General features: G+C 44.5%; 25 protein-coding genes, 1 tRNA gene and 1 riboswitch. Of the genes, 13 read left to right on the top strand and 13 right to left on the bottom strand.

From position 1 onward, the window contains the following. Positions 1–56: 56 nt before the first annotated feature. From TA_RS06125 to TA_RS06115, 3 genes are all read right to left on the bottom strand, one after another. Positions 57–1250, bottom strand: a complete 1194-nt coding sequence (locus TA_RS06125; protein ID WP_010901592.1) for a cation:proton antiporter — start codon at positions 1248–1250, stop codon at positions 57–59. Positions 1251–1329: 79 nt separating this feature from the next. After that, entirely contained in the window at positions 1330–1854 is a 525-nt protein-coding gene (locus TA_RS06120) for a hypothetical protein (RefSeq protein WP_241761824.1), read from the bottom strand. Then, a complete protein-coding gene (locus TA_RS06115; protein WP_083808343.1) occupies positions 1851–2144 on the bottom strand; it encodes a DUF211 domain-containing protein in 294 nt (97 codons plus the stop codon). The genes TA_RS06120 and TA_RS06115 overlap by 4 nt, the downstream gene beginning before the upstream one ends. Positions 2145–2399: 255 nt before the next feature. Between TA_RS06115 and TA_RS06110 the strand changes: the two genes are divergently transcribed. Both TA_RS06110 and TA_RS06105 read left to right on the top strand, forming a co-directional pair. Continuing rightward, positions 2400–3365 (top strand): Gfo/Idh/MocA family protein, encoded by a 966-nt coding sequence (locus tag TA_RS06110; RefSeq protein ID WP_010901589.1) that lies wholly within the window; start codon positions 2400–2402, stop codon positions 3363–3365. 140 nt (positions 3366–3505) lie between these two features. Next, positions 3506–4147: a Snf7 family protein gene (locus tag TA_RS06105; protein ID WP_048161997.1), complete on the top strand. Its 642-nt coding sequence runs from the start codon at positions 3506–3508 to the stop codon at positions 4145–4147. Between the two features lie 129 nt (positions 4148–4276). Here TA_RS06105 and TA_RS06100 read toward each other — a convergent pair whose 3' ends face one another. Then, positions 4277–4585, bottom strand: a complete 309-nt coding sequence (locus TA_RS06100) for a hypothetical protein (RefSeq protein WP_010901587.1) — start codon at positions 4583–4585, stop codon at positions 4277–4279. Between the two features lie 176 nt (positions 4586–4761). Between TA_RS06100 and TA_RS06095 the strand changes: the two genes are divergently transcribed. The 4 genes from TA_RS06095 (at position 4762) to TA_RS06080 (ending at position 8855) form a co-directional block, all read left to right on the top strand. Further along, positions 4762–5736 carry a homoserine dehydrogenase gene (locus TA_RS06095; protein WP_010901586.1) on the top strand — a complete coding sequence of 325 codons (975 nt, stop codon included), beginning with the start codon at positions 4762–4764 and terminating at the stop codon, positions 5734–5736. 144 nt (positions 5737–5880) lie between these two features. Continuing rightward, positions 5881–6693, top strand: coding sequence for an ABC transporter ATP-binding protein (locus TA_RS06090; protein WP_010901585.1), 813 nt, complete (start codon positions 5881–5883; stop codon positions 6691–6693). After that, positions 6690–8315 carry an ABC transporter permease subunit gene (locus TA_RS06085; RefSeq protein WP_010901584.1) on the top strand — a complete coding sequence of 542 codons (1626 nt, stop codon included), beginning with the start codon at positions 6690–6692 and terminating at the stop codon, positions 8313–8315. The genes TA_RS06090 and TA_RS06085 overlap by 4 nt, the downstream gene beginning before the upstream one ends. A gap of 72 nt (positions 8316–8387) precedes the next feature. Beyond that, entirely contained in the window at positions 8388–8855 is a 468-nt protein-coding gene (locus TA_RS06080) for an AAA-associated domain-containing protein (protein WP_010901583.1), read from the top strand. A gap of 3 nt (positions 8856–8858) precedes the next feature. Here TA_RS06080 and TA_RS06075 read toward each other — a convergent pair whose 3' ends face one another. Further along, a complete protein-coding gene (locus TA_RS06075; protein ID WP_156778536.1) occupies positions 8859–9980 on the bottom strand; it encodes an ATP-binding protein in 1122 nt (373 codons plus the stop codon). Then, positions 9970–10419, bottom strand: a complete 450-nt coding sequence (locus tag TA_RS06070) for a hypothetical protein (protein WP_156778535.1) — start codon at positions 10417–10419, stop codon at positions 9970–9972. Before TA_RS06070 ends, TA_RS06075 begins: the two co-directional genes overlap by 11 nt. 172 nt (positions 10420–10591) lie before the next feature. Here TA_RS06070 and TA_RS06065 point away from each other — a divergent pair, with 172 nt between their 5' ends. Beyond that, a complete protein-coding gene (locus TA_RS06065; protein ID WP_048161993.1) occupies positions 10592–10897 on the top strand; it encodes an ArsR/SmtB family transcription factor in 306 nt (101 codons plus the stop codon). A 3-nt stretch (positions 10898–10900) separates the two neighbouring features. Here the strand turns inward: TA_RS06065 and TA_RS06060 are convergent, their stop codons facing one another. Beyond that, on the bottom strand, positions 10901–11485 hold the full coding sequence (locus tag TA_RS06060; RefSeq protein ID WP_010901579.1) for a DUF981 family protein: 585 nt from the start codon (positions 11483–11485) through the stop codon (positions 10901–10903). A 242-nt stretch (positions 11486–11727) separates the two neighbouring features. Here TA_RS06060 and TA_RS06055 point away from each other — a divergent pair, with 242 nt between their 5' ends. Next, positions 11728–12141, top strand: a complete 414-nt coding sequence (locus TA_RS06055; protein ID WP_010901578.1) for a DsrE/DsrF/DrsH-like family protein — start codon at positions 11728–11730, stop codon at positions 12139–12141. A 9-nt stretch (positions 12142–12150) separates the two neighbouring features. After that, positions 12151–12387, top strand: a complete 237-nt coding sequence (locus tag TA_RS06050; protein ID WP_010901577.1) for a sulfurtransferase TusA family protein — start codon at positions 12151–12153, stop codon at positions 12385–12387. Positions 12388–12650: 263 nt separating this feature from the next. Here the strand turns inward: TA_RS06050 and TA_RS06045 are convergent, their stop codons facing one another. From TA_RS06045 to TA_RS06025, 6 genes are all read right to left on the bottom strand, one after another. Beyond that, positions 12651–13727: a HoxN/HupN/NixA family nickel/cobalt transporter gene (locus TA_RS06045; protein WP_048161990.1), complete on the bottom strand. Its 1077-nt coding sequence runs from the start codon at positions 13725–13727 to the stop codon at positions 12651–12653. 346 nt (positions 13728–14073) lie between these two features. Beyond that, complete coding sequence (locus tag TA_RS06040) at positions 14074–15192, bottom strand: site-specific DNA-methyltransferase (RefSeq protein WP_241761822.1); 1119 nt, start codon at positions 15190–15192, stop codon at positions 14074–14076. A gap of 543 nt (positions 15193–15735) precedes the next feature. Further along, positions 15736–15867, bottom strand: coding sequence for a helix-turn-helix domain-containing protein (locus tag TA_RS08445; protein WP_083808326.1), 132 nt, complete (start codon positions 15865–15867; stop codon positions 15736–15738). A gap of 108 nt (positions 15868–15975) precedes the next feature. After that, positions 15976–16062 (bottom strand) — tRNA-Met (locus TA_RS06035). Positions 16063–16069: 7 nt separating this feature from the next. Then, on the bottom strand, positions 16070–16717 hold the full coding sequence (locus TA_RS06030) for a 30S ribosomal protein S3ae (RefSeq protein ID WP_010901574.1): 648 nt from the start codon (positions 16715–16717) through the stop codon (positions 16070–16072). 224 nt (positions 16718–16941) lie between these two features. Further along, positions 16942–17385 (bottom strand): MarR family winged helix-turn-helix transcriptional regulator, encoded by a 444-nt coding sequence (locus TA_RS06025; protein WP_241761821.1) that lies wholly within the window; start codon positions 17383–17385, stop codon positions 16942–16944. Positions 17386–17587: 202 nt separating this feature from the next. Next, a riboswitch (TPP riboswitch) is annotated at positions 17588–17695 on the top strand. Here TA_RS06025 and TA_RS06020 point away from each other — a divergent pair. The 4 genes from TA_RS06020 (at position 17683) to metG (ending at position 22995) form a co-directional block, all read left to right on the top strand. Continuing rightward, complete coding sequence (locus tag TA_RS06020) at positions 17683–18957, top strand: MFS transporter (RefSeq protein WP_010901572.1); 1275 nt, start codon at positions 17683–17685, stop codon at positions 18955–18957. It overlaps the preceding riboswitch by 13 nt. A gap of 69 nt (positions 18958–19026) precedes the next feature. Continuing rightward, positions 19027–19623, top strand: a complete 597-nt coding sequence (locus TA_RS06015; protein WP_010901571.1) for an orotate phosphoribosyltransferase-like protein — start codon at positions 19027–19029, stop codon at positions 19621–19623. Positions 19624–19752: 129 nt separating this feature from the next. Beyond that, on the top strand, positions 19753–21276 hold the full coding sequence (gene lysS, locus TA_RS06010; protein WP_010901570.1) for a lysine--tRNA ligase: 1524 nt from the start codon (positions 19753–19755) through the stop codon (positions 21274–21276). A 75-nt stretch (positions 21277–21351) separates the two neighbouring features. Further along, positions 21352–22995 carry a methionine--tRNA ligase gene (metG, locus tag TA_RS06005; protein WP_010901569.1) on the top strand — a complete coding sequence of 548 codons (1644 nt, stop codon included), beginning with the start codon at positions 21352–21354 and terminating at the stop codon, positions 22993–22995. Positions 22996–22999: the final 4 nt, after the last annotated feature.

Genomic DNA, 22999 nt, shown 5'->3' with positions numbered 1-22999 from the left:
TGTGTCATAACAAATATTTCTTAAAGCGTTAAGAAAAATACCGTGCAGTTCCATTTTCATTCCCTTCGTGCATTCGCATGGCCCATTTCGCCGTCACGTCGGGCAACAGCAAGTGAGATCAAGGGGGTTATTATTAAGGATATGAGAACCGTCCCAAGAATTGCAAGCGAATACTGTATTGAGGTGATGATGCCTGTGTCATAGGCTATCGCTGCTATTATCACACCGACAGCCCCTCTTCCTCCAAGTACAGACATGGTCGTGAGGGGGGTTATACTCCTTATGAATCTCTTCGATAGTGCATAATTTAGAAGCGTTCCAGATACGATTATGACGATCAACGCGGGCAGGAATATGATGAACGTGTCCAAATGTGGAAAAACCACGCTGATTCCAGCTATTGAGAAAAACAGAGGAATGAAGAATGAGTCGTTGATCCTTTTCAATGTATTCACGAGAATGCGGTGGTATTTTTCCCCAACAGAAGCTTCGTGTATCAGTATGCCAGCGAAGAAGGAACCGAGCACGTAGGTTATGCCTATTACCTCAAAGATTATGGACACAAGCAGCCCGGCTATTATGATCATGGAAAAGAGGATATACTCCATGTTGGTCTTTTCCTCTCTCTTTTCTATCCAGGCCATTATGCCGATGGCCCTCCGCCTTATGATGATATCAAATATCGCTATAACGACGAAAAAGAGAATGACAAAGCCAAGCGATTCCAGGACGTGGTAAACATTCTCCGTAGTAGCCGACAGCATTATGAAGGCGACTATATCGGTCAGTACAACCGAAGACAGAATGAGTCGGCCACCGTTTACCTTGAGCAGATCATACTTCATGAGAAGAACTGATATTATGGAAATTGACGGCACACTGACCGAAAGCGAAACAACAAATGATGGTATAAATCCGAATGGGCTGATGAAATTCAATACCGCAAGGCCAAGTATCATTGGGAATATGAAGCCGGATATGGTGAAGAGAATGGATCTCTTGAGGTTACCATATATGTACTCCGTATTTGCCTCAACACCTATGGACAGTATTATGAAGAAAAGCGATATGCTCTCGATATCGGAAATGGTCTGTGATGGCATGATTATACGGAGAACCCCTGCGCCGACGATGATACCAGAGACTATGTACGCCACAACCTCAGGTATTCTGAACCTGTCCAGCAGAACGCCCAGAAGCATCGATACAGATAACAGTATCAGTATCTGTGTCAGGATGGCAGTTATCACTGACTCACATCATCGCAATCATAAATAAACTTGTTCATCGAGATCTCTATCCCCGTTTCGCCAAAATTCATTGTAAAGCTCATGATACTATGTGGAGAAAGATCCCAACGTACGACATAACAATACCCACTGCTGACATGCCTACGGCCCAGATTGTATAGTTACCAGAAATTGATCTGGCAAGCCCTATGCCAAGGAAAGCCAGTGCGATGATTGCGACGGAAAACGGCAGTATATGGTAATCTGGCAGCAGCGCATCGGTGGCAAGCGGAATCATCGAACCGAGAAAGCCCGATACGCCGGCTATAGCAGTGCCCTCCAGGGCCTCCTCTGTGATCTCAACTCCTATCCTGCTCCTCATCAGTCTCCTTGGAGAATCCATTGCAAGCTGCCTGGACATCCTGAACACCTCACCGCGAAGCCTGGCATATTCCGCTATAAAGAAGCTGAAACCTCCAACCGTCGCAGATCCAGCGCCGATTCTGAGGGCTTCGGTCATGCCGATCGAGGTGAGAGAAGAAAGTGCAGCCGCCGCTATCATCAATGATGTTATTATCCCATCGGAAAGACCAAGAGTTATTGAGAAGAGCGTCCGATCTTTCAATTCTGGTTTCTCCTCACGTTTTCAATGAGCCTCTTGCCCACCGCGATTTCATCAACTGAATGTATGGCGGAACCTGTATTTTCAATAGTCTCTATAAGTTCATCGTAGTTTATGTTTGTACCTTCAACGGTTATGTTCGTTCCCATGGTCTCCATATCCATCTCCGTGACGATTATGTTCACAGCTTCAACTCCCTGAACCTTCTCTATTGCGGCGGCAAGTTCAACCAGGGTCGGTCTATTCAGGCCCTTGTCAACATCAAGCACCACACGGCGTATATTCAAATCCATCATCACTCCCGTAATTTATATTATTCAAATACATAGATATAATATATGCTGAAATCCAGCGTTTTCAAGCACCATCCACTATGCTAAGGCAATATCAGAAAATCGTTAAAAAATATTTCTGAACGCTAATATGAAAAATCAGATATATGCTGGTACCGTCTGAACATTGGTCTTCAAAGCCTGCGTTCATCGTTTACTATCCCAGTGCATACCGCTGAGCCAAATTTAATTAACTATTAAGCAGTGATCTGATGCATGAAGGTAAATATAATAGGTCTCAATGGGTTTGGAAAGCGCCATATAGAAGCCTGGTCGAAGCTTGATGTTGATATAGAAATAACAGAAAGAAAAGCTGAGGTGGTCAGGGATCTTCTGTCCAGGTATGATATAGTCAAGGTGAACAGCAGCCTGGAAGAAGCCTTCAATTCGGATGCAGAGATATTCGATCTTGTGCTGCCACACAACCTTCACCACGATGTAACGGTCAAATCCCTGGCCATGGGAAAGCACGTCATGGTGGAGAAACCCATCGCCACTGATATTTCAGACGCCAGGGAAATGATAAGAACGGCGGTCCAAAACAGACGAAAATTCATGGTTGCCGATCAGTATTATTTCGATCCCAGTGTCTGGAAAGCCAAAGAGATCATGGATTCCGGAAAGATCGGATCTGTCCACACGATCATAATAAGGGACCAGAGAAAGTACAACTGGCATGGATGGAGATCGCAGGCATCCATCATGGGTGGCGGTCCGCTGATAGACGGCGGAATACATTTCATCGACACCATGCTCAACCTTGCCGGAGAATACATCTCTGTGCGTTCGAACTTCTACCGTTCGGTGGCCTCCATAGAGGAACCTGACACGGTGGAAGCTATTTTCAAATTTAAAGATGGTTCCAACGGCCTTTTCTTCTATTCATGGGGTTATCCATATCCTCCCTCGCTGCCATCCTTCGAGATCATCGGAACTGATGGAAGCATACTTGAGGATCTCAGGAGCAAGCCCAGCAATTTTGAGGCACCAAAGGGAAAAAGGGCCTATGGAGATCCATTACTCAACGGAGACCTCATAGACCTCGGCCCGCACGATATCTTTGTTGACGAAGCATCGGGATTTCTGAAGAGCGTGGTTGATGATACGCCTGTACCGTTCGACCCGGAATTGGCCCTCAGAGATCTGAGGGCTGTGAAGGACATCTATGCAAACAGCATATGACGGCGTAGCTGAGATGCATGACCAACGTTAATGTAACGGTTCTTGAAAAGCATGGGGCGGTCTGCGCATAAAAGTTTATATCTGACGTTAAATTAATATTTTAACAGATAAGAAAAGCAGATGTATTGAAGGAGATTATTATGGTGTTATTCAAGTTTGGAAAGAGTGAAGAGGAAAAAATGCTGGAAAGGCGTTCCAGGATAAACAAGTGGAAATCCGATATAGACCGTGCAATCAGGCAGTATGAGAAGAACAGGGAGATGAACATACAGAACGCCAAGATATCACTGAAGGATGGGAATATAGAAAAAGCCCGCGTCTTTGCTTCAAACATAGTTTCGCTGGAGAGTGCCATACGTGGCCTGAAGGATTACAAGCTTTTCCTTGAAAATATAGACCTGAACCTTCAGTTTGCGGATACGACAAAGAAGGTGTGGGCATCCCTCAAGGAGGGATCGGAGGATCTCCTGAAGAGCCAGCTGACAGAAAAGCAGGTAATTCAGATGCAGCAGAATGTAGAGAAAATAATATCGGCTTCGGATCAGATACAGGAGAGGCTGAGCAGCCAGCTTGATCAGATAACCACTGCGGTCAACCAGAGAGGCGAGTACAATCCAGAAAGTGTCGATAAAATACTGTCGTCACTGTCTGGTGAATCGCAGAAGCCTCAGGAGAAGCAGGCAGCCCAGGAACCTGCTGAATCATCGTCTACCGACAAGGATCTTGAAGATCTGCTTAAATCACTTGGTGGCGTGAAAAGCAACGATGATCAGAACAAATGATCTTTGTCTTATAGTCCATTTTTTAAAGCGGTGATTTTTTAGGGAACCACTGCCATTCAAATAAAAGGGCATAAATAAAGCCGAAATCGCCCATTATGCATTTGATCGAAGTATCCTGTTTTGATGTGTTCATCCCTTCCATAGCCCAACGGCCAAACCGACAAGGAACAGAACCACCGTCAGGGAAAGCGATCCGCCAAATCCTATGGATATATCATTCGTGATCTGAGTGGCATAGTTTCTTATATATGGCAGGAGTTTTGCAGTTACATTCGTGATGGATACATGCGGAGCGAATGAAAAGCCAACGTATGTTGACAGTATCAGCGCTATCACTATCAGTATGAATGATGTGACGCCTTTTTTTATCGCCAGCCCAAACAGCAGGCCGTCTATGAGGGCAACTATCAAAAGGATGTAGCCCGTTAATTCAACCATTGAATGATTAACATAATGCATCTATTTAAATTTGTCGTATATATTCCGGTGTTGGGTGTGGTTTTAAAGTGTTTTTCATTAAGTTTCAAATAAGTAAGCATACATAGATTATTGATCCGTGCCGCTATTGTGGCTGAGACTGAAGCTTTTATAGGCCAAAGCTATTTATTTGCGGGATGAAGGAAATCAGAATAATACTGATGGGAACAGGAAACGTCGGCCTTAACGTTCTCAGAATAATAGATGCGAGCAATCGGAGAAGATCTGCATTTAGTATTAAGGTGGTTGGAGTATCAGATTCTCGAAGCTATGCTTCTGGGAGAAATCTGGATATCTCGAGCATAATATCCAATAAAGAGAAGACTGGCAGAATATCGGATCGAGCATTCTCCGGTCCGGAAGATCTCATGGGCGAAGCTGCCGATTTGCTCGTTGACTGCACCCCTGCGTCGAGAGACGGTGTTCGTGAATATTCACTTTACAGAATGGCGTTCGAATCCGGCATGAACGTTGTCACGGCAAACAAATCCGGGTTAGCTAATAAATGGCATGATATCATGGATTCCGCAAACCAGAATTCGAAGTATATACGGTATGAAGCTACGGTTGCTGGTGGTGTGCCCCTTTTCAGTGTCCTTGATTACTCAATCCTGCCTTCAAAGGTAAAGCGGTTCAGGGGCATCGTGAGCTCTACGATCAACTATGTAATCAGGAACATGGCAAATGGAAGATCTCTGAGGGATGTTGTTGATGATGCAATAAAAAAGGGCATCGCAGAAAGCAATCCGCAGGATGACCTGAATGGTCTGGATGCTGCCAGAAAGAGTGTGATACTTGTGAACCATATATTTGGAACGGAATACACACTGAACGATGTTGAATATTCCGGTGTTGATGAGAGATCATACAATGCGAACGATCGCCTTGTCACAGAGGTGTACGTTGATGATCGCAGGCCAGTTGCAGTATCGCGCATCATCTCCCTGAATAAGGACGACTTCCTGATGAGCATCGGGATGGATGGTCTTGGCTATCAGATTGAAACCGACAGCAACGGTACTGTGAACGTAAGTGATATATACGATGGCCCATATGAAACAGCCGGCGCGGTGGTGAACGATATATTACTTTTATCAAAGGTGCAGAAATAAAGTCTGCCGAACGCAAAACAGTGTTTATATATGTTCTAGGGATCGGGCTTTGCGGTGATGGCCCCGTGAAAAAGAACTGAGATCTATGCGCTGGAAGCCTGGCCTCATGATCGGGGGAGTTCACTGTTCCATAAGGTGATGTCCATGGACGAGGATCTCATTAAGGATAATGCAATGCAACGAGCCAGAGCTGCCCAGTATGTTCTAAGCGCTGTGGGCATTGATTTTTCCTATGAAAATGGATACAAGGTATTCGAAAATGTGAATATTGATGTGGGCCAGAATGAATTTGTTGCGATAGTTGGTCCATCAGGAATTGGAAAATCCACCCTTTTGAGGATACTCGGTGGATTTCTGAAGCCGGACCGTGGAATGGTGTATCTCTTTGGAAGGCCCATAGTGAGGCCCACTCCAGATATAATACTGATTCACCAGTCCATAGTTACCTTCCCATGGCTGACCGCACTTGAAAATGTGATGCTTTCATTGAAGGTAAGAAACGTTTCAGACGACGAAGCAGAGAAGGCGGCCAGAAACGCTCTCGAAATGGTAGGGCTACAGGGGTTTGAGGATCTTTATCCAAAGGAGATGAGCGGTGGCATGAGGCAGAGGGTGGCAATCGCACGCGCCCTGGCTGCAAGCCCGCTTGTTTTCCTCATGGACGAGCCATTTGCGCATCTCGACGAACTCACAGCAGAGGGTCTCAGGCAGGACATATACAACATACTGTTCAGTCCGGATACCCCACTAAAGGGTGTCGTCCTCGTTTCGCACAACCTTACGGAGGTTGTTGAGTTAGCCGATGAAATATATGTTCTAAATAACGTGCCGGCAACAGTGGTTGGAAAGGTGCATGTGGACCTTCCAAGGCCCAGGAATCCCAGGAGTGAGGAATTCAACCAGATCCTGGATGCCCTGTACAACTATCTTACGCCTCCAAAGGTGAGGAAACTATGAACGAGATCCTGCTGATAACCCTTGCAGCACTCGCCACGGCAGGTCGCGTTTTAGGGCTGATACTCATCTCTATAGTAACCGGATGGTTTCTGGCCTATGCTGCCATAAAGGGCAAAATTTTCGAAAACATCTATATATCGATAATCGAGGTTTTCGAATCTGTGCCAGTGATCTCCTTCTTTCCAATAGTGCTGATCATATTTGTCACCAGGATAGGTGGCCCTCTTGGAGTTGAAATGGCCGCGGACTTCCTTGTTTTCACGGCCGTAGTGTGGAACATATGGATGGGCGAATACCAGGCGTTCAAGACAGTTCCGCGCGAGATGCTTGAAGTTGCTGAAAACTACCAGATGTCTTTTCTCACAAAGATGAGGAGGATATTCATACCATTCTCGTATCCCAGGATAGCGGCAAACCTTTTCCCAAGCGTATCAGACGGATTCTTCTATATAACGGTGAGTGAAGTTTTCAGCGTGGGGATACACACATACCAGACATTTGGCATAGGCACAGTTCTGGATTCCCTGGCCGCCAGCGGCCAGATCAGACTGATATATGTTGCCCTGGGCATACTGGCTGCCGTCATAATAGTGATCATAATAGGCCTGAGGGAGTTCAGCAGATATGCCGTGTCCAAGTACACAGTGGATACAGACGCGCCAATTATCAGAAGGGGCAGATTGAATGTAAAGCAGACAACCAGGCTTCTGTCAGTGGTTGCTAGAAACCCCCTGTCAAGGCTTGCAGGATATTACAGATCCAGAACGCTGTCAAGGCCTCCGGAGGTCTTCGAGAAGCACGAAAAGCGAAAGGAGAAGATAAGTCGATATATCAGCGTGGCCATTGGTGTGATCATACTTGGTCTCATACTCTACTCCGCGGTGACTCTCATAGTTTCGGTTCCGCACTCTGAATGGGGCAGGCTGTTCAATCTGACGCCAAAGATTATGCTGTATCTTCTATATGATTATCTGAGAGTGGGTGTGATTCTCGCCATATCATTTGTCATCTCAATATTCCTCGGATACTATCTGGCTATGCATTCTCGCGCTGAGGGGATAGGCGTCCCCATAATACAGACGCTGAGCGCTTATCCGCCTCCCATCTACTTTCCATTCATATTTGCGGCTAGCTTCGCATTTATACATGGCGTGTTTGGCCCATTTACGGACGAAGTGTATGTGCTTTCGCTCGGGTTTGTCAGTACATTCTACTACATATTTTACTCATTCTGGATGGGTGTCAAGGCACTGCCAGCTGAGTACTTCGAGGTCATGAAGAATCTCAATATGGGATACTTCTCCAGAATGCGAAGCATCATACTGCCTGGAACCTTTCCATATCTGATCTCCGGTATATCGTCCACGATCAACAGCGCATGGGGTGGGCTGATGATAGGAGAGTACTGGCCGGATATAGTCTCAGGGCACAGCCTGGAGGTGCACTTTGGATTGATGAAATTCATAGATGTGGAGACGAATGCAGGCAATATTGCGCTGGCAGGATGGGGATCATTCATCTTTGGGATTGTTGTTGCGGTTTACTCAATACTGTTCACGAGGAGGATGATGGATCTTGCAAGGAAAAGATACGTGGCGGAGGAGGGCGTATTTGCCGCGTGATATCCAAATTCTCTTTCGCGCAATGTTCGATGAATAGAACACTTTTAATATTGTGCAATGCATTAACTGACGATGACTGAAGTCGTTGACCCCAACGCGAGAATTGCCGATCTCGTTGGATTATTGTATGTTATGAATAATATATTTGAAGGTAAGACCGATCTTTACAGGCTTGAAAAGGAGATGGAAGTGGACATTGACGACCTGATGCCGATAGTTTACACGGCTTCCAATCTGGGTTTCGTGTCTGCTGAATCAGGCGACATAGTCATTACCGATAAGGGGAAGGAATATGTCCGTTCAGGCATAAGGAGGAGAAAGGAGATAATCAGAGAATCGCTGAAGAACATCGAACCATTCAAGACGGCATTGAAGCTGCGGCACTTCGATCTGGAACAGCTTATGGAATCACTGAACAATGAAGGTATACAGACTTTCAATTCGCCATCCGGCAATCATGATCTGGAGGTCATACTGATCGAGTGGGGTGTCTATTCGGGGCTCCTGAAAAAGGATGATGAGGGCTTTTCTGTCGTATAGCTCTTAGAATCCAGCGAATTCCCTGTATTTCGAGAGCAGATCGGCATCGATTGACGGTTTTATGCTACCGATCACGTCGAGGAGATCCCTGGTCTCCACCTGCCTCTGTTTTCCGGATTTAACGGCTTCCATGAATACGTTCTGGCTGGCCTTCTTGCATATGAATTCTATGTCTGCACCGCTGTACCCCTCAGTCTGCTGGGCAAGCAAATTGTAATCAATATTGCCAGCCTGCTTAACCTTGGCCATGTTCAGCTCAAAGATCTTCTTTCTGGCTATAATGTCCGGGGGCGGCACGTATATTTTGATATCGAATCGGCCAGGCCTCAGCATAGCTTCATCTATCTCCCAGGGATTGTTCGTTGCGGCTATGATGAACAGATTCTTGTTCTTCTGTGAATTTATGCCGCCGACCTCATTCAGCAGTTGCGCAACGCCCCGTTTTGCCGCATCTGAGTTTGAGGTATCACGTTTCGGCACAAGGGCATCTATTTCATCGAAGAATATTATTGAAGGAGAGAGCAAAGCCGCAGCCCGGAAAAGCTTCGATATGTTTTTCTCGAACATACCGAACCACTGGCTGTAGAGGCTGGCCGGGTTTACATTGATGAACCTCGCCCTGACCTCATTGGCTATGGCCTTTACTATGAAGGTTTTTCCTGTGCCCGGAGGGCCGTACAACAGCATGCCTCCTCCAAATTGAATATTGTATTCCTGGGACAGCTCCTTGAATTTCATCGGATACACGATCTTCCCGAGGATCTCGTTTTTAACGTCATCAAGCCCAGCAACATCCTCAAACGTTACCTTCGGTATCTCTGGCTTCTCTAGGCCTATTTCTTCAAGCAGGGCCTCTCCCTCAGATATCCTGTCGCTGGTCTTCTCTTCAGCTGGTGCGGTTCTGTTTTCATTGACGCGCTGGTAGGCACTTAGAATGATGTTGCACTGATCCAGTCTTTTCTTTTTGAGATCTGGGGGGGACGCGTTGGCGGCTTCCAGCATCAGTCTGTAAGCGGCGAAGTAATACTCCTTTGCCTTGTCTTTGTGGCCTAGGGATTCTTCCTTTATTCCTCCCTGAAGCAGCTTAGTCGCTTTATCTATCTTCTCGTCGATGTCATCCAACACTCTCACTCTCCTGGGATCTGTAGCTGTCCATAACAGTGCCCTTGGTGTATAGTTTTATCTTGCCGATCTTCTTCTGGACGTAAATGAATTCGACCTTTACCTCATACTCTTCTGCAAATATTGCGTATTCTGTCAGTATGTGGCTGAACTTTGATGAGAAGAACAGATAATCCCTGTCGCTCCCGTTTGCGGTGAAGAAATAAGCTTCCAGCTTTGTACCTATGAGCCTGTCTCTGCCCGGAACGGCAGTTTCTGTTATCTTCTCCTTGTCTGGCGCTATGGCGACATCTAGGAGCTTTCCCACAACCATCATCTTGTTCTGTAGGCTGTAGGCCTGGCCAAGAACCTTTCTGGATGTGGTTATATATAGCTTTGATATGCGATCATCATTTATTTCAGGCTCGTAGTACTTCAATATGTCCGTTACAACTAGAGACATAATTACCATCTTTCATGGAATTGTCTCTTATTAAGCTTAGTGCTATGGTCCTACTTTCAGAAAGATCAGCCGCAACGAAGAGAAGTTTGGATCAAATCATTCTGGCTTGCATTGCATATGGATCTTGATATTTTCTTATATTCAGATTTATATACTATACTTTTATCTGCAAATGTTGGGTTCGAATTCCGATTATTATGATGAATACAGGCGTCTTATCTGGTGGTTATTCTTCGGAACGAGAGGGGGATCTATGCGGCTTCGAATAGTTGAATATTTAAATGAGAAGCCATCTAATTTGAATCAAATTAGCCTTTATTTGGGAATAAATTACAGGACCTCCGAACACCATGTGCGTATACTGGAGGAAAATGGGGTGCTTGTCTCTAGGGGAGATAAATATGGGAAGATTTATTATATAAGCCCTGCTTTTGTTGATAAATTAGAAATTATAAATAAATTTAAAGAGAAAAAATGAGTTTTATGGGAAATATTTTATGAAGTCCAGCAGATGGCCATATATTGCCGTATATCCTATGAACAGAGCTATTAGAGTACCTATTATCAGTATCGCGGCTTCTATCATGTAAGCTATCTTGCCCTTCTTTTGGTCGATGTACATTATCGGAGAGAGAATAGCCGCTATTCCATCCACGATGTACAGGCCCATGGCTGCAAGGAGGTTGTCTCCGGATTCCAGATGGTAGTTCACGATACCAACTGCCTCTATTATTACATATATACCCAGGAAGAACAGAAGTATCGAGACAGAGGATATGTCGTAATGCTTGTAATAGGCAATGGCAGATATCATCAGTAGGAGGCCTGCCATCAGGAGTGGATCTCCAAACAGCATATTATAGCTCGACGGCAGTGGCCATGTGAACGACATCACAAACCCACTCATGAAATCAAATAAACCTACGCCCACAGCCGGCATCAGCAATCCCTCTATCCTCTTCTCATTGCCAAGGGCAGAGAAAAGGAAATACATCCCGCCAATGGCGGTTGTCATACCAAGCGCAAGTAGCATAACGGCCAATGAGTCTATGAATTCGGCACTCATATTATCGCCAAACCATTATCCTTAATTCGTATATAAATTCATTTATATGTGCATCAAATTACGAATTTAAGCATTATATATCGTATTTAAGACAGCACAAATGCAAGATAGGCAATTTTCTGATCTTCAATATCATAATAAATTGTTATTATATCGAATTCGTTATCATTTATCCGGTATTGATCATCTAAAGTCATAATAGTAAGATTTATTTACGAAAGTATGATATTGGTATGATAAATATGTCAAAGACCATGTCGATTGTTCTGGCCTCCGGAACAATAGATAAGATAGCCGCTGCTGGCGTCATAACATCCGGTGCTGTTGCGAACGGCGTTGACGTCAACATCTTCGTTACGTTCTGGGCGCTCATGAAGTTCAGGAAGCATGACGATACGGTCAACAAGCTGAGCTACGATGGATCGGAGATAAGCAGCTTCGTCATGAAGAAGATGGCTGAGAAGCACATACAGAGCGGCATAGAGATGATCAGGAACGCAAAGGAGGTTGGCAACGTTCATGTGTACGGCTGTGCGCTCATGGCAGACGTCATGGACATAAAGAAGGATGACCTAGATCCCATCATCGAGGACATCATCGGCGTCGGCGAGTTCGTCTCCATGACGGAGGAATCGTACACAACCATATTCATATGAGGTGATGCTATGGATGTGAAACCGGATCGTGTGATAGATGCAAGGGGCAGCTACTGCCCGGGACCGCTTATGGAGCTCATAAAGGCGTACAAGCAGGCAAAAGTCGGAGAGGTAATATCCGTGTACTCCACGGATGCAGGAACAAAGAAGGACGCGCCTGCATGGATACAGAAGTCAGGACAGGAGCTCGTGGGCGTGTTCGACAGGAACGGATACTACGAGATAGTGATGAAGAAGGTAAAATAATCAGAACAGATTCTATAGAAATGCAATTTTTCCCAAATATAAACTGAATACTGAGAAAACAATCATGAATGAAAAATTGCTTTAGTTTTTGGACGATTCAGGATGGGCATGATTTCTTATATCAGGCGAATTAGATCGCATTTCAGGCGCCATATGCTTGAATGGCTAAATCTATCCGGGATTTCACGATAGTAGCGATATTTTTTCAGATAGTCGCGATTATACTTTAAATACAATATTTTCTGTTCAGGAATGATCAAGATTCATGATGGTCTCTGTTCGTAAACCGCCATCTCCTTCATTCTTATGTATCTAGTATAAGAGATTATCCAAGAAAGCGCGAAGATCGCTACAATTATAAGCCCGACATTGCCCCATGCAAGATCGGTTATTATATAAATTGAATGCCAGATTGAGCCGCTCAAATCAAATTCCTGCTGAACAAGCCCGAGGGTTTCCAGACTCCCTATTACATACGCGATTGTTATGGATATGGAAGTCATGGTAAGATTGAACCACAGTTTCTTTCTCGGGTTGCCAGTGAAAGCCCAACCGTAAGCGCTATTCATAAAGAAGCCATCGCTTGAATCTGTTAGTACCATACCGGCTGTGAAGAGAAATGGGAAAACGAGAAGGCTATATATTGGAATGGTGTTGAAAACACCAGCTGTTGCTGCCGAAATAGCTAGAAGAGTTGTTTCTGAGGCCGTATCAAACCCGAGACCAAATAGAAAACCTATTGGATACATATAATACTGACTTTTTATGATCCTGAAGAGTTTTCCTAGATATCTGTTCATAAATCCGCGTTTGGATAATATATCTTCAAGATCCCCATCACTTATGGCATCACGAATACTGGCTTCATAGGCTTTTCTCAGTTCAATAAGCACGAATAGATTCATCGTACCGAGGAGGAATAAGAACAAACCGCTTACCAGCGTTCCAACGATAGTTCCTATCTGCTCAAGTTTTGGCATTGCGTTTTCTGTTATCCTGATGGAAACCATCAGCATCAATGAGAGAAGTATCACAACGGTTGAATGCCCGAGAGAGAACATAAGGCCTGTGTATCTTGATTTCTTACCTTCCTGCATGAGCTTTCGAGTGGCGTTGTCTATTGCCGCTAGATGATCCGCGTCAAATCCATGTCTAACCCCAAAGAAATAAGAAAGGATGCCCAGCGATAAAAAGGTTCCAGTTACGAATGGCGAATTTATTTCGCGATTCCCTATACTCTTCGTAAGTACCGTGAGGATGTAAAACAACAATACTGTGAAAATCGCAAGTAATCCATATAATAGCACATAGTTCTTTGCATTTTCTGATGGTAGTTGCATGATTTCGTATGCTTTTGCATGATTTAAAGTTTATTTTAGTTTTAGTAAATATACTTCACATAGATCGGTGCAACCCGAATAAGTTCGTACTTAATATAATCTCGTTCAATAATTAGGCTTGATCACTTTATTATTAAGAGGCAAATTATAACGTATTCCTGTAATATCAATTGTCAAACAATTGGGATGATGAATAGTGCGACCGTGAAATATATTGTCTTGAAATCTCTAGAACATTGATCGATATTCAGATCCTCATCATCAGATTTCTTCTGCAGTTTGCCATAGTCTCTGGCATTTAGGTTTCTACTGTTTAGATATTTCTCTATTGAAAATCTCCTCGAATTTACTGTATTCCATGATGGTTGGCATATTGATCCTTCAACAATTTTTGCCTTAAATCATTTATGCTTACAAGCTTACCATCCCTTTTGACATACCAAAATGCCCAGCCGTTGTTTGCGGGTTTATTTAATATCATAGCACTTATCTTATGTATGGACCCATATTTATCTTCATATGATAAGGTTCCGTTGGCTAAAACCAATGCCCTGGCTTCTCCATCTGGAGAATATAAATATTCTCCGGCTTTGACATAGCCATTCTCTATCAGACTGCCAAAAGGTACTCTTTTAGGCCTGATTTCCAAGGGATAATCCAGTAGTTTTTGTTGATACGATGCGGTATTTTTCAACCTCTCCCTGCATGCATCGACATAAAGCGGTTCTTTCTCAATGCCAATGAAGGATCTGCCCAACTTCTTTGCCACTACTAAAGTAGTTCCTGTTCCAGCAAAGGGATCCAACACTATATCACCAGGTTTAGATGTTGCGGTAATTATTCTATATAGTAATGCCTCCGGTTTTTGAGTGGGATGAAGTTTTTGCCCATTAATCTTTATTCTCTCATCTCCTTGACAAATAGGTATGTACCAATCGCTCCTCATCTGCAGATCATCGTTGTATGCCTTCATTGTTTTGTAGTTAAACGTATATTTCGATTCCTTATCTTTCGAAGCCCAAATCAACGTCTCATGGGCATTGTTAAAGCGTGTTCCTTTAAAATTCGGCATAGGGTTGGTTTTAATCCACACAATATCGTTCAATATCCAAAATCCTAGATCCTGCATTATCTTACCAACTCTGAAAATGTTATGGTATGTGCCTATAACCCATATTGTTCCTGACTCTTTCAGAATCCTCTTGCATTGACTTAACCAGTTAAGGGTGAAATCATCATAATCCTGGAATGACCTGAATTTATCCCAGTCTTCGCTTACTCCATTGACCTTTGTTTCGTTTGGCCTGTACAGTTCGTTTTCCAATTGCAGATTATATGGCGGATCTGCAAAGATCAGGTCAACACTATTGTCAGGTATCTGCTTCATAATTTCGATAGAATCTCCTGAAATGACATTATTCAGCATAGTTTCGAATTTTAAAACCGTCTTCTGATCCCCTATCATCCTGCCACTCATATGTCTCAAGTGCATTTTTATTTATTCAAAATCGACATCTTCCACTTCATCATATCGTCTTATAAAATGAGCATCAACCTATGCCATTCTCTTAGCTGCGTGAATATCATTGAGTCGGTCAACATTGATTTCGCGACTCCATGACATGATGTCTGTCAATCTTGTTCTCTATTGATGTGATTGGTCCGAGGGCCTGCAAATAATTTACCATTATTAAAGAGCGTATTGCATCGATCGTTATACGCGCCTTAGGATGTTTCTTGTAAAGTACCCAGTAAGTGGAATCAATGCTTTTACAGGATTTTTCCTTCATGATGTGGTGTCTCTTCTATTAGGGTGATTTGCATTTTTGAGGAAGAAGTTCTTGGATGCATTATCGGGAAAGTGTAAAGACGCCTGCAGTGACTGAGGATCGACCTCGTACAGCCATGCAGGTTCTTTTTTCAATTCCATAAGAATTTTCGCGGTATCGATATAGTTCAGCAGTGATTCTTCTTAATCCCTGTGGTTTGTCTGATATTCATCACGTTCTTACAGAAAATGATTGTGGACGAATCTGCAGACGGCAAAGTGCCTTTCCAGGTTCTCCTTAAACACCTCATATGGGTATATCCTTACCCTAGCCGCTGTAAGAATTGTTATAGGCAAATAGATAATGATCATGCATTTTTATATTGGAGGAAGCTGGCATATCTATCAGCTAAAGTTCGGAGCTTTACGGCTTCCCGCAAACCACTAACTTTCCTATGAAAGATCAGGCCTTTAAAAGTATGCCGGGATCGGGGATCGAACCCGAGACCTCCGGATTTCTCAGTTTAACTTATGAGTCCGGCGCTCCTCCAGCTGAGCCACCCCGGCATCAATATCAGTTCTGGGCTATTGCCTCCCCACCCGGGGCAGGCTCATTTTTCTGAGGTTCCTGCATCCCAGATAGCGAGACAAGCTCTGATTTTCTTATCTCTATCTTCCTCAGCGGGTATATGTTCTTCGTTGCTTCAACCATGTCGTTGTAGGAATCATCGCCGATAAGGTATCTGACAAAATCAGCATAGCTTAGCTGAGATCCCTTGGAAACTATAAATGAAGTCAGGGCTTTCCTGATCTCAGACTTTTTAGTATTTGTCAGCTTTCCATCACTAACTACTACGATCTTTACGGTTATTATGCTACCGTCTGACGTTTTGACATCTTCTATGATATCTATCCTTTCTTTCCTGCGCCTTACAAGCCTTCTAATATAGTCATCGCCTATGTAATGTCCTATGAATATGGTTTTGCACTTTGTCCCCTCACAACCCGTGATCCTGAACAGTGCCTTTTCATTTGATTTCTTAAAGTTCCCCGTCAGATCAGATATGGGAACCTCTACAATTCTGTTTACCATTGACTCAGGGTCTTCGCCCAGGGCAACAGTTACCTCCTTTGATCCGAGATATGGCGGAGACTCAACAGTATACCATGTCTTCTCCTTCCACTTTTCTTTTCCTTTTTTCTGTGCTTTTTCGCCAGCCATCTAATCCCTCATGCACACTTAGCGTGAATAGAAGGGTAATAATTGCACTAAATTAAACCTTTCGTGCATGATCTCAACGGGTTGCCATCGTCATCATATGCATTAATAATGCTATCAGATGCATTCTGGCCTCAGAATCAGGGGTGAGAACATCTGATTCGATACCTTAAAAACCGGATGGAACAATTAACAAATCGGTTATGGCGAAAGGCTCTCAAATCATATCAGACAGAATTTATGCTATCTATCATCTTCGTGAGAACGTCATTGGCCATGTCAAGATCCGACTCTGACAGACCGGAGAGGGACTTCTCTATAAAGGCAAAATGCTTCTCTTTTGCTTCTTCATATGTCACCTTCCCGTGTTCTGTCAGCGATATCTTTATTATCCTCCTGTCGGTTTCTTCTCGCTTCCTCATCACTAGCCCCTTATCCTCCATTTTATCTATAACGCCAGTGACCCACCCCGGGGTGACGTTTATGGCGCTTGCAATGGCCGCCATGGACATGGGCCCATTATCAGAGAGCTGTCGCATTATGGTAAACTCTGTAACTGAAAGATTTATCGTGTTCAGGTTTCTTTCGGTCTTCTTATACCAGAGTTTCCACAGATCTACGTAAAGGCGCCATACCTGGATCGCCTTTGAATTACAGCTCTTTTCGTTCATCTCGATCACTCAACTTCATAACTCATATTATGCTTTATTACATATATTTTTGTATCTAAAGCATTTTCAATCTCAATGCAGTTCCGATCTTGATTTCTGATGCGAAAAGTAGATAAAGCGTTTTATGATGCATAAATGCCGATTAATCTATGCATCTGCTGAAATGGAGTGATTCCTGGAAAGACAGATGCAGCTAGATGCGAACTAGGCGAGGGGGAGCTCCATAAGGGGGCTGAGAGGATCCGGATGGATCGACCCCTGGAACCTGATCCGGGTAATACCGGCGGAGGGAATCGTATGATGAATGAGAACAAAATAAATGGTGGAAAACCAGATTTTACACGAAGGTATAGCGCAAGGAACCTTTTGATATCAGCATCCGCGGGGATGTTCATATGGGGGATAATAGCAAGCGTTGCCCCGCTTGCCACCCAGTGGCCATTCATATCAGCGCTACCAAGATCATATGAGGCGATCTTCCTGGCAGCTCCATCGGTCTTTCTGCTTATCGGAGATCTGTCGTTGGGCAGGCTTTCTGATCTGTTTGGCAGGAAGGCGGTGTATGTTTCAACAATAGTCCTGTATCTCCTTGGGATATTCATAATCTATTTCGCCTACTCGGTGATTCCGCTTATAATAGGCATAGCTTTGGCCGAAATTGGCGTTGGCGGTGAAGAAGTAACAGCACTATCGCTGATCGCAGAGGATCTGCCTGTGAGGAAGCGTGGAAGATATCTTGTCCTGATTCCAAATATGAACAACATTGGAAGCTTCGTCATAGCCTTCCTGTTTCTTTACTTTTACTCATCCAGCATTCACACTCAGAAACTTTACTTCCTGTTGCTAGGGATTGCAACCGTGTTTCTTGCAGTATACACAAGGGCCAGGGTTCCGGAATCGTTCAGGTGGCTCAAGGAAAAGGGCAGGGACAGGGCTGCTGACGAGATTAGACGGGAGATGGGAATCAACGATGACGGTATATCGGTGAGAGAGCCAAACTATGCGCTCACTCTGATTTTCCTGGGAATAATAGGGATTTCTCAGTATCTAACCTTCGGCTTGATGGCCTACATAATAGGCCCATACTTTTTCTCCAACCAGCCCAATTTTACAAGCGAAATAATTGTCTATGCGATGGCAGGGGCATCTGTTGCCGGATTCATAGCGATGTTCCTTATCAATATGGGAAGAAAGCGCTATTCTATGCTTTCATATCTCGGCGGAACGGTAACCATGATCCTGATACTTGCGTTGATAAGGTATATATCGGATCCTGCGGTGTTTCTGCCTCTGCTCTTCCTGAACATGATGTTTTCTGAGTTTGCGTGGGCTTCCAGGACGACACTTGAACCGGAACTTTTCGGGACAGGCCACAGATCCTACTCAATAGGGCTGGTGCGTATCTTTCCCATTCTGGCATACATCGCCTCCATATACACCACATCATCATTTACACTTAATCAGTACATAATTTTCAACCTGATACTCTGGGGAGTCGGTTTCATTGCCACAGTATTCTGGGCAATCTATGGCATAGAGACGAAGAACATTAGCATGGATTTTACCAGATGAAGAAAAGTTCATAGGTAGAATAGAATTAAATAACTATATTAGAATACTGCAATGGTATGAGGTATAGATATGAAGAGTATCGAGGAACTCTATAAGAGGGCCCTTGAGCTGAAAAACAAGGGCATGAGCGATAAGGAGATCTCAACTGAACTTCACCTTTCGGTAAACACTGTCACATGGCTTCTCAGCAAGGAATTTCTTAAGGAGGGTGCAGTTCAGGATGTTAAGATCGGATGGAGGAGCGTTGGCGTATTTGGTTCCAGGATCATAAGCATAGCTGAGATCATGAGTGATATAATAAGGGAAGAAATGAATAAGAACTCATTTGAAGTGGATTCGATTCTCGGGATTGCAATCAACGGGATACCATATGCTACGCTGGTATCTTATCTGATGGATAAGGAACTGATAGTTTACAGGCCTCATCCGGCCAGAAAGGAGGGAGTTTTCAGCTCCAACTTTGCATCTGTTGAGGGCAAGAGGGTCGTTATAATAGACGATGTCGCCAGTACAGGTGAGACCATGAGACGCACAATAACCGATGTAACAAAGGAGGGCGGAAAACCGGTGCTCTGTGTCCTTCTGGCATCAAAGATGAGCGTGAACGACCTCAACGGCGTGCCAGTCAGATCACTCATAAGGACGCAGGTAATTGGCGGGTCCTGACGTCTTAAGGCGTTGCGCGAAGCATTAAAAAATTTCATTTTTATTTATTCCGATACAACTGTAAGCTTTCCGTATAGTGCGCCTAAAAGCGCATGAAAATATTATTTATGACATCCCCATTCACTGCCAGTGATAAGTTTGTTCTGGGCAGATGCTTTGGTCAAGGATCTATCCGGACCCCAGCGTGTATCGACCGGTATATCGCCATCCGGGCCTATTCACGTTGGAAATATGCGTGAGATACTCACCGGTGACATCCTGTTTAAAGCCATAACAAAGAGGGGTCTTGAATCAGATTTCATATATCTCTGTGATGATATGGATCCTCTCCGCAAGGTCTATCCTTTTCTCAGCAAGGATTACGAAAGATATGTTGGGCAGCCACTCAAGAACATTCCCGCTCCACAGGGGGCTGGTAAATATTCAGATTACTATCTTGAACCATTCGTACGCGTCATGAAGGAGGCAAACATTCCTGCGCGTGTGATAAAAACGTCCGATCTCTATGAGAGCGGTATGCTGGCTCAGGCGTGCGATATTGCAATAAACAACAGGGAAAAGATAAAGGACATTCTGGAGACGGTATCTGGCAGGAAGATTGAGGGGGATTTCTATCCGTATGAGCCGCTGTGCGAAAAATGTGGCAGGATAAGCACGACCCATGTGATATCATACAGCTATCCATATGCCGAGTATGCCTGCAAGTGCGGGCATCATGGATTTGCCGATATAAGAAAAGCTGAGGGAAAGATGCCGTGGAGGGTAGAATGGCCTGCTAAATGGTTTGCGCTCAAGGTCACGGTTGAACCTTTCGGCAAGGACCACGGTGCGCCGGGAGGATCATACGATACCGGAAGGAGAATTGCCAGGGAAGTTTTCGGTATTGAGCCGCCAGTTCCACTTATGTATGAGCGCATAATTCTCAAGGGAAAGGGTGCCATGCATTCCTCCACGGGGCTGGCCATTGCAGCTTCCGAGATAATGGAGGTCATACCCCCAGATCTTCTCAGATACATGATCGCGCGCGTCAATCCCGGCCGGCACATAGATTTCGATCCAGGCATGGGCATACTCGCACTCTCTGACGAGCTGGAAAAACTTCAGGACGCATACTTCGAGAACAGGGCCAGTCTTGATGAAGACCAGGCCGCAATGGTGGAATACTCGCTGGTCAATAAGGACAGGAAGCCGTATCCAGTCGACTTCAGGCATCTGGTAACCCTCGTGCAGATATACAGGACTGAGGATGAGATACTGAGGGCGGTAAAGAAGGGGCAACCCTCTGATTTCATCGAGGCGGATTTCAGAAAGGAAATCGAATATGCCAGAAGGTGGCTTGAGAGATATGCACCTGAATCGGTTAAATTCAGGATACTGCCGGTGGATCAGAAGATTGAATTGAGCGACAGCGATCTTGCTATTCTGAGCGATTTCCTTAATGGTATCGAAGATATGCCATGGAATTCAGAATCAATACACGACAGAATTTACGAAATATCACAGAAATTCAAGACGAATCCAGAGTCTGTTTTCACCCTCTTTTACAGGGTATTCATCGGCAAGGACAGAGGCCCAAGGCTTGGCTACTTCCTATTCAATCTTGGCAAGGATTTCGTAAGAGAAAGGATCAGAAACGTGATCCGGGATCACTGATATTTCTGATCCACCACACATTATTTACGGCAGAAATTAGAAAATCAATAATATTAGAAATAAATTAAGTGTGAGGTGGTTCAGATCAAGATACTTGTTAACTGTGCGCTTCCATACGCCAATGGGCCCCTTCACATAGGCCACATAGCGGGTGCTTACCTCGGCGCTGATGTTTTCGTGAGATACAATAGGCTAATGGGCAATCAGGTTCTGTATGTGTCCGGAAGCGATGAATACGGAACGCCCATCACAGTCAGGGCTGAAAAGGAGGGGAGATCCCCAAAAGAGATCGCTGATATCTACTACGAGGAACACCTCAGGACCTTTGAGAATCTCGGCATAAGCTTCGATATTTTCATGAGGACAACATGGCCGGAGCACTCAGAGAACGCTCAGGATTTCTTCATCAAATTGCTGAATGAGGGTTACATAGAGAAGGGGACGATGATAGCCCCATTCTGCAGGAAGATTGGGAGATTCATGCCCGATCGATACATAGAGGGTACATGCCCCTACTGCCATTATCCAAAGGCAAGGGGAGATCAGTGCGATAACTGCGGCAGAACGCTGGATCCGCAGGACCTGATAGATCCAAAATGCATACTGAGCGGTGAGACGCCGGAATTCAGGGAAACAGAACACTTCTTCCTGAGGCTGGATCTCCTGGAAGACAGGCTTAAGAGCTGGATATCATCAAAGAATTTCTGGAAGCCAAACGTCCTTGCGTACACGCAGAACTTCATATCTGGCGGACTGAAGAAGCGTCCAATCACCAGGGATATCGACTGGGGTGTCAAGATACCTCTGGACGGATACGATTCAAAGAGAATATATGTGTGGTTCGAAGCGCTCATCGGCTATATAACTGGGGCAAAAGAGTACTCAAAGAGAACGGGCAATCCTGACCTTTGGAAAGAATACTATATGGATCCCGAGGTCAGGAATTACTACTTCATAGGCAAGGATAACATACCGTTCCACGCCATAATATGGCCGGCAATGCTGATGGGCTATGGTGGTTTCAACCTGCCATACGACATTCCTGCTAACGAATACCTGACGTTCAAAGGCCAGCAATTCTCCAAGAGCAGAGGGATAGGTTACAGCGTCGATGACCTGCTAAAGGCTGTTCCAGCGGACTACCTTAGATATTACGTCGCATCCATACTTCCAGAGACAGGCGATTCGGATTTTTCCCTTGAGGAACTGGTAAATACGGTCAACTCCGATCTGATAGATAAATATGGAAACTTAGTCTATCGCATATTATCGTTCATGGACAGGTACAGCATAAACCCCGATCCTGTTGATGTAAGTGGGGATGAGGAATTCAAGTATGCACAGAGATCATTTGAGCTGTGGTCCGAGGATCTGTCAGGAGTACACGTGAAACGCGGATTATTAAGATGGCTCGATCTGGCAATATATGCAAATGGCTTCTTCAACAGATCCGAACCGTGGAAGACGATCAAGAACGACAGGCAAAAGCTGAACCATGATCTGTATCTATCATTAAAGATAACAGAGGTTCTGACAGTGATGGTCTATCCCTATATACCATCCTCCGCGGAAAAGATATGGAACATGCTCGGCATACCGTTTGCGATCGGGCAATCGTACCGGCATCTCTATGAGATGCACGCATTTTCGGTTCACAGGGGGGCGATTCCATTCGAGAAGATCGACCTTGAATCCCTGGTATCTAAATTAAATAATTAATAGC

This window comes from Thermoplasma acidophilum DSM 1728 (genome assembly GCF_000195915.1).
Lineage (GTDB): Archaea > Thermoplasmatota > Thermoplasmata > Thermoplasmatales > Thermoplasmataceae > Thermoplasma > Thermoplasma acidophilum.
The sequence above is the reverse complement of the archived record's forward strand: the minus strand, read 5'-3'. Positions and strand labels throughout refer to the sequence as shown.

What these genes read in the sequence shown, in the direction of transcription:
- TA_RS06115 (WP_083808343.1), bottom strand. Translation starts at nt 2,144, where the DNA reads ATGGATTTGAATATACGCCGTGTGGTGCTTGATGTTGACAAGGGCCTG.
- TA_RS06110 (WP_010901589.1), top strand. Translation starts at nt 2,400, where the DNA reads ATGAAGGTAAATATAATAGGTCTCAATGGGTTTGGAAAGCGCCATATA.
- TA_RS06105 (WP_048161997.1), top strand. Translation starts at nt 3,506, where the DNA reads ATGGTGTTATTCAAGTTTGGAAAGAGTGAAGAGGAAAAAATGCTGGAA.
- TA_RS06100 (WP_010901587.1), bottom strand. Translation starts at nt 4,585, where the DNA reads ATGGTTGAATTAACGGGCTACATCCTTTTGATAGTTGCCCTCATAGAC.
- TA_RS06095 (WP_010901586.1), top strand. Translation starts at nt 4,762, where the DNA reads ATGAAGGAAATCAGAATAATACTGATGGGAACAGGAAACGTCGGCCTT.
- TA_RS06090 (WP_010901585.1), top strand. Translation starts at nt 5,881, where the DNA reads ATGGACGAGGATCTCATTAAGGATAATGCAATGCAACGAGCCAGAGCT.
- TA_RS06085 (WP_010901584.1), top strand. Translation starts at nt 6,690, where the DNA reads ATGAACGAGATCCTGCTGATAACCCTTGCAGCACTCGCCACGGCAGGT.
- TA_RS06080 (WP_010901583.1), top strand. Translation starts at nt 8,388, where the DNA reads ATGACTGAAGTCGTTGACCCCAACGCGAGAATTGCCGATCTCGTTGGA.
- TA_RS06070 (WP_156778535.1), bottom strand. Translation starts at nt 10,419, where the DNA reads ATGTCTCTAGTTGTAACGGACATATTGAAGTACTACGAGCCTGAAATA.
- TA_RS06065 (WP_048161993.1), top strand. Translation starts at nt 10,592, where the DNA reads ATGTTGGGTTCGAATTCCGATTATTATGATGAATACAGGCGTCTTATC.
- TA_RS06060 (WP_010901579.1), bottom strand. Translation starts at nt 11,485, where the DNA reads ATGAGTGCCGAATTCATAGACTCATTGGCCGTTATGCTACTTGCGCTT.
- TA_RS06055 (WP_010901578.1), top strand. Translation starts at nt 11,728, where the DNA reads ATGTCAAAGACCATGTCGATTGTTCTGGCCTCCGGAACAATAGATAAG.
- TA_RS06050 (WP_010901577.1), top strand. Translation starts at nt 12,151, where the DNA reads ATGGATGTGAAACCGGATCGTGTGATAGATGCAAGGGGCAGCTACTGC.
- TA_RS06045 (WP_048161990.1), bottom strand. Translation starts at nt 13,727, where the DNA reads ATGCAACTACCATCAGAAAATGCAAAGAACTATGTGCTATTATATGGA.
- TA_RS06040 (WP_241761822.1), bottom strand. Translation starts at nt 15,192, where the DNA reads ATGATAGGGGATCAGAAGACGGTTTTAAAATTCGAAACTATGCTGAAT.
- TA_RS08445 (WP_083808326.1), bottom strand. Translation starts at nt 15,867, where the DNA reads ATGATCATTATCTATTTGCCTATAACAATTCTTACAGCGGCTAGGGTA.
- TA_RS06030 (WP_010901574.1), bottom strand. Translation starts at nt 16,717, where the DNA reads ATGGCTGGCGAAAAAGCACAGAAAAAAGGAAAAGAAAAGTGGAAGGAG.
- TA_RS06025 (WP_241761821.1), bottom strand. Translation starts at nt 17,385, where the DNA reads ATGAACGAAAAGAGCTGTAATTCAAAGGCGATCCAGGTATGGCGCCTT.
- TA_RS06020 (WP_010901572.1), top strand. Translation starts at nt 17,683, where the DNA reads ATGATGAATGAGAACAAAATAAATGGTGGAAAACCAGATTTTACACGA.
- TA_RS06015 (WP_010901571.1), top strand. Translation starts at nt 19,027, where the DNA reads ATGAAGAGTATCGAGGAACTCTATAAGAGGGCCCTTGAGCTGAAAAAC.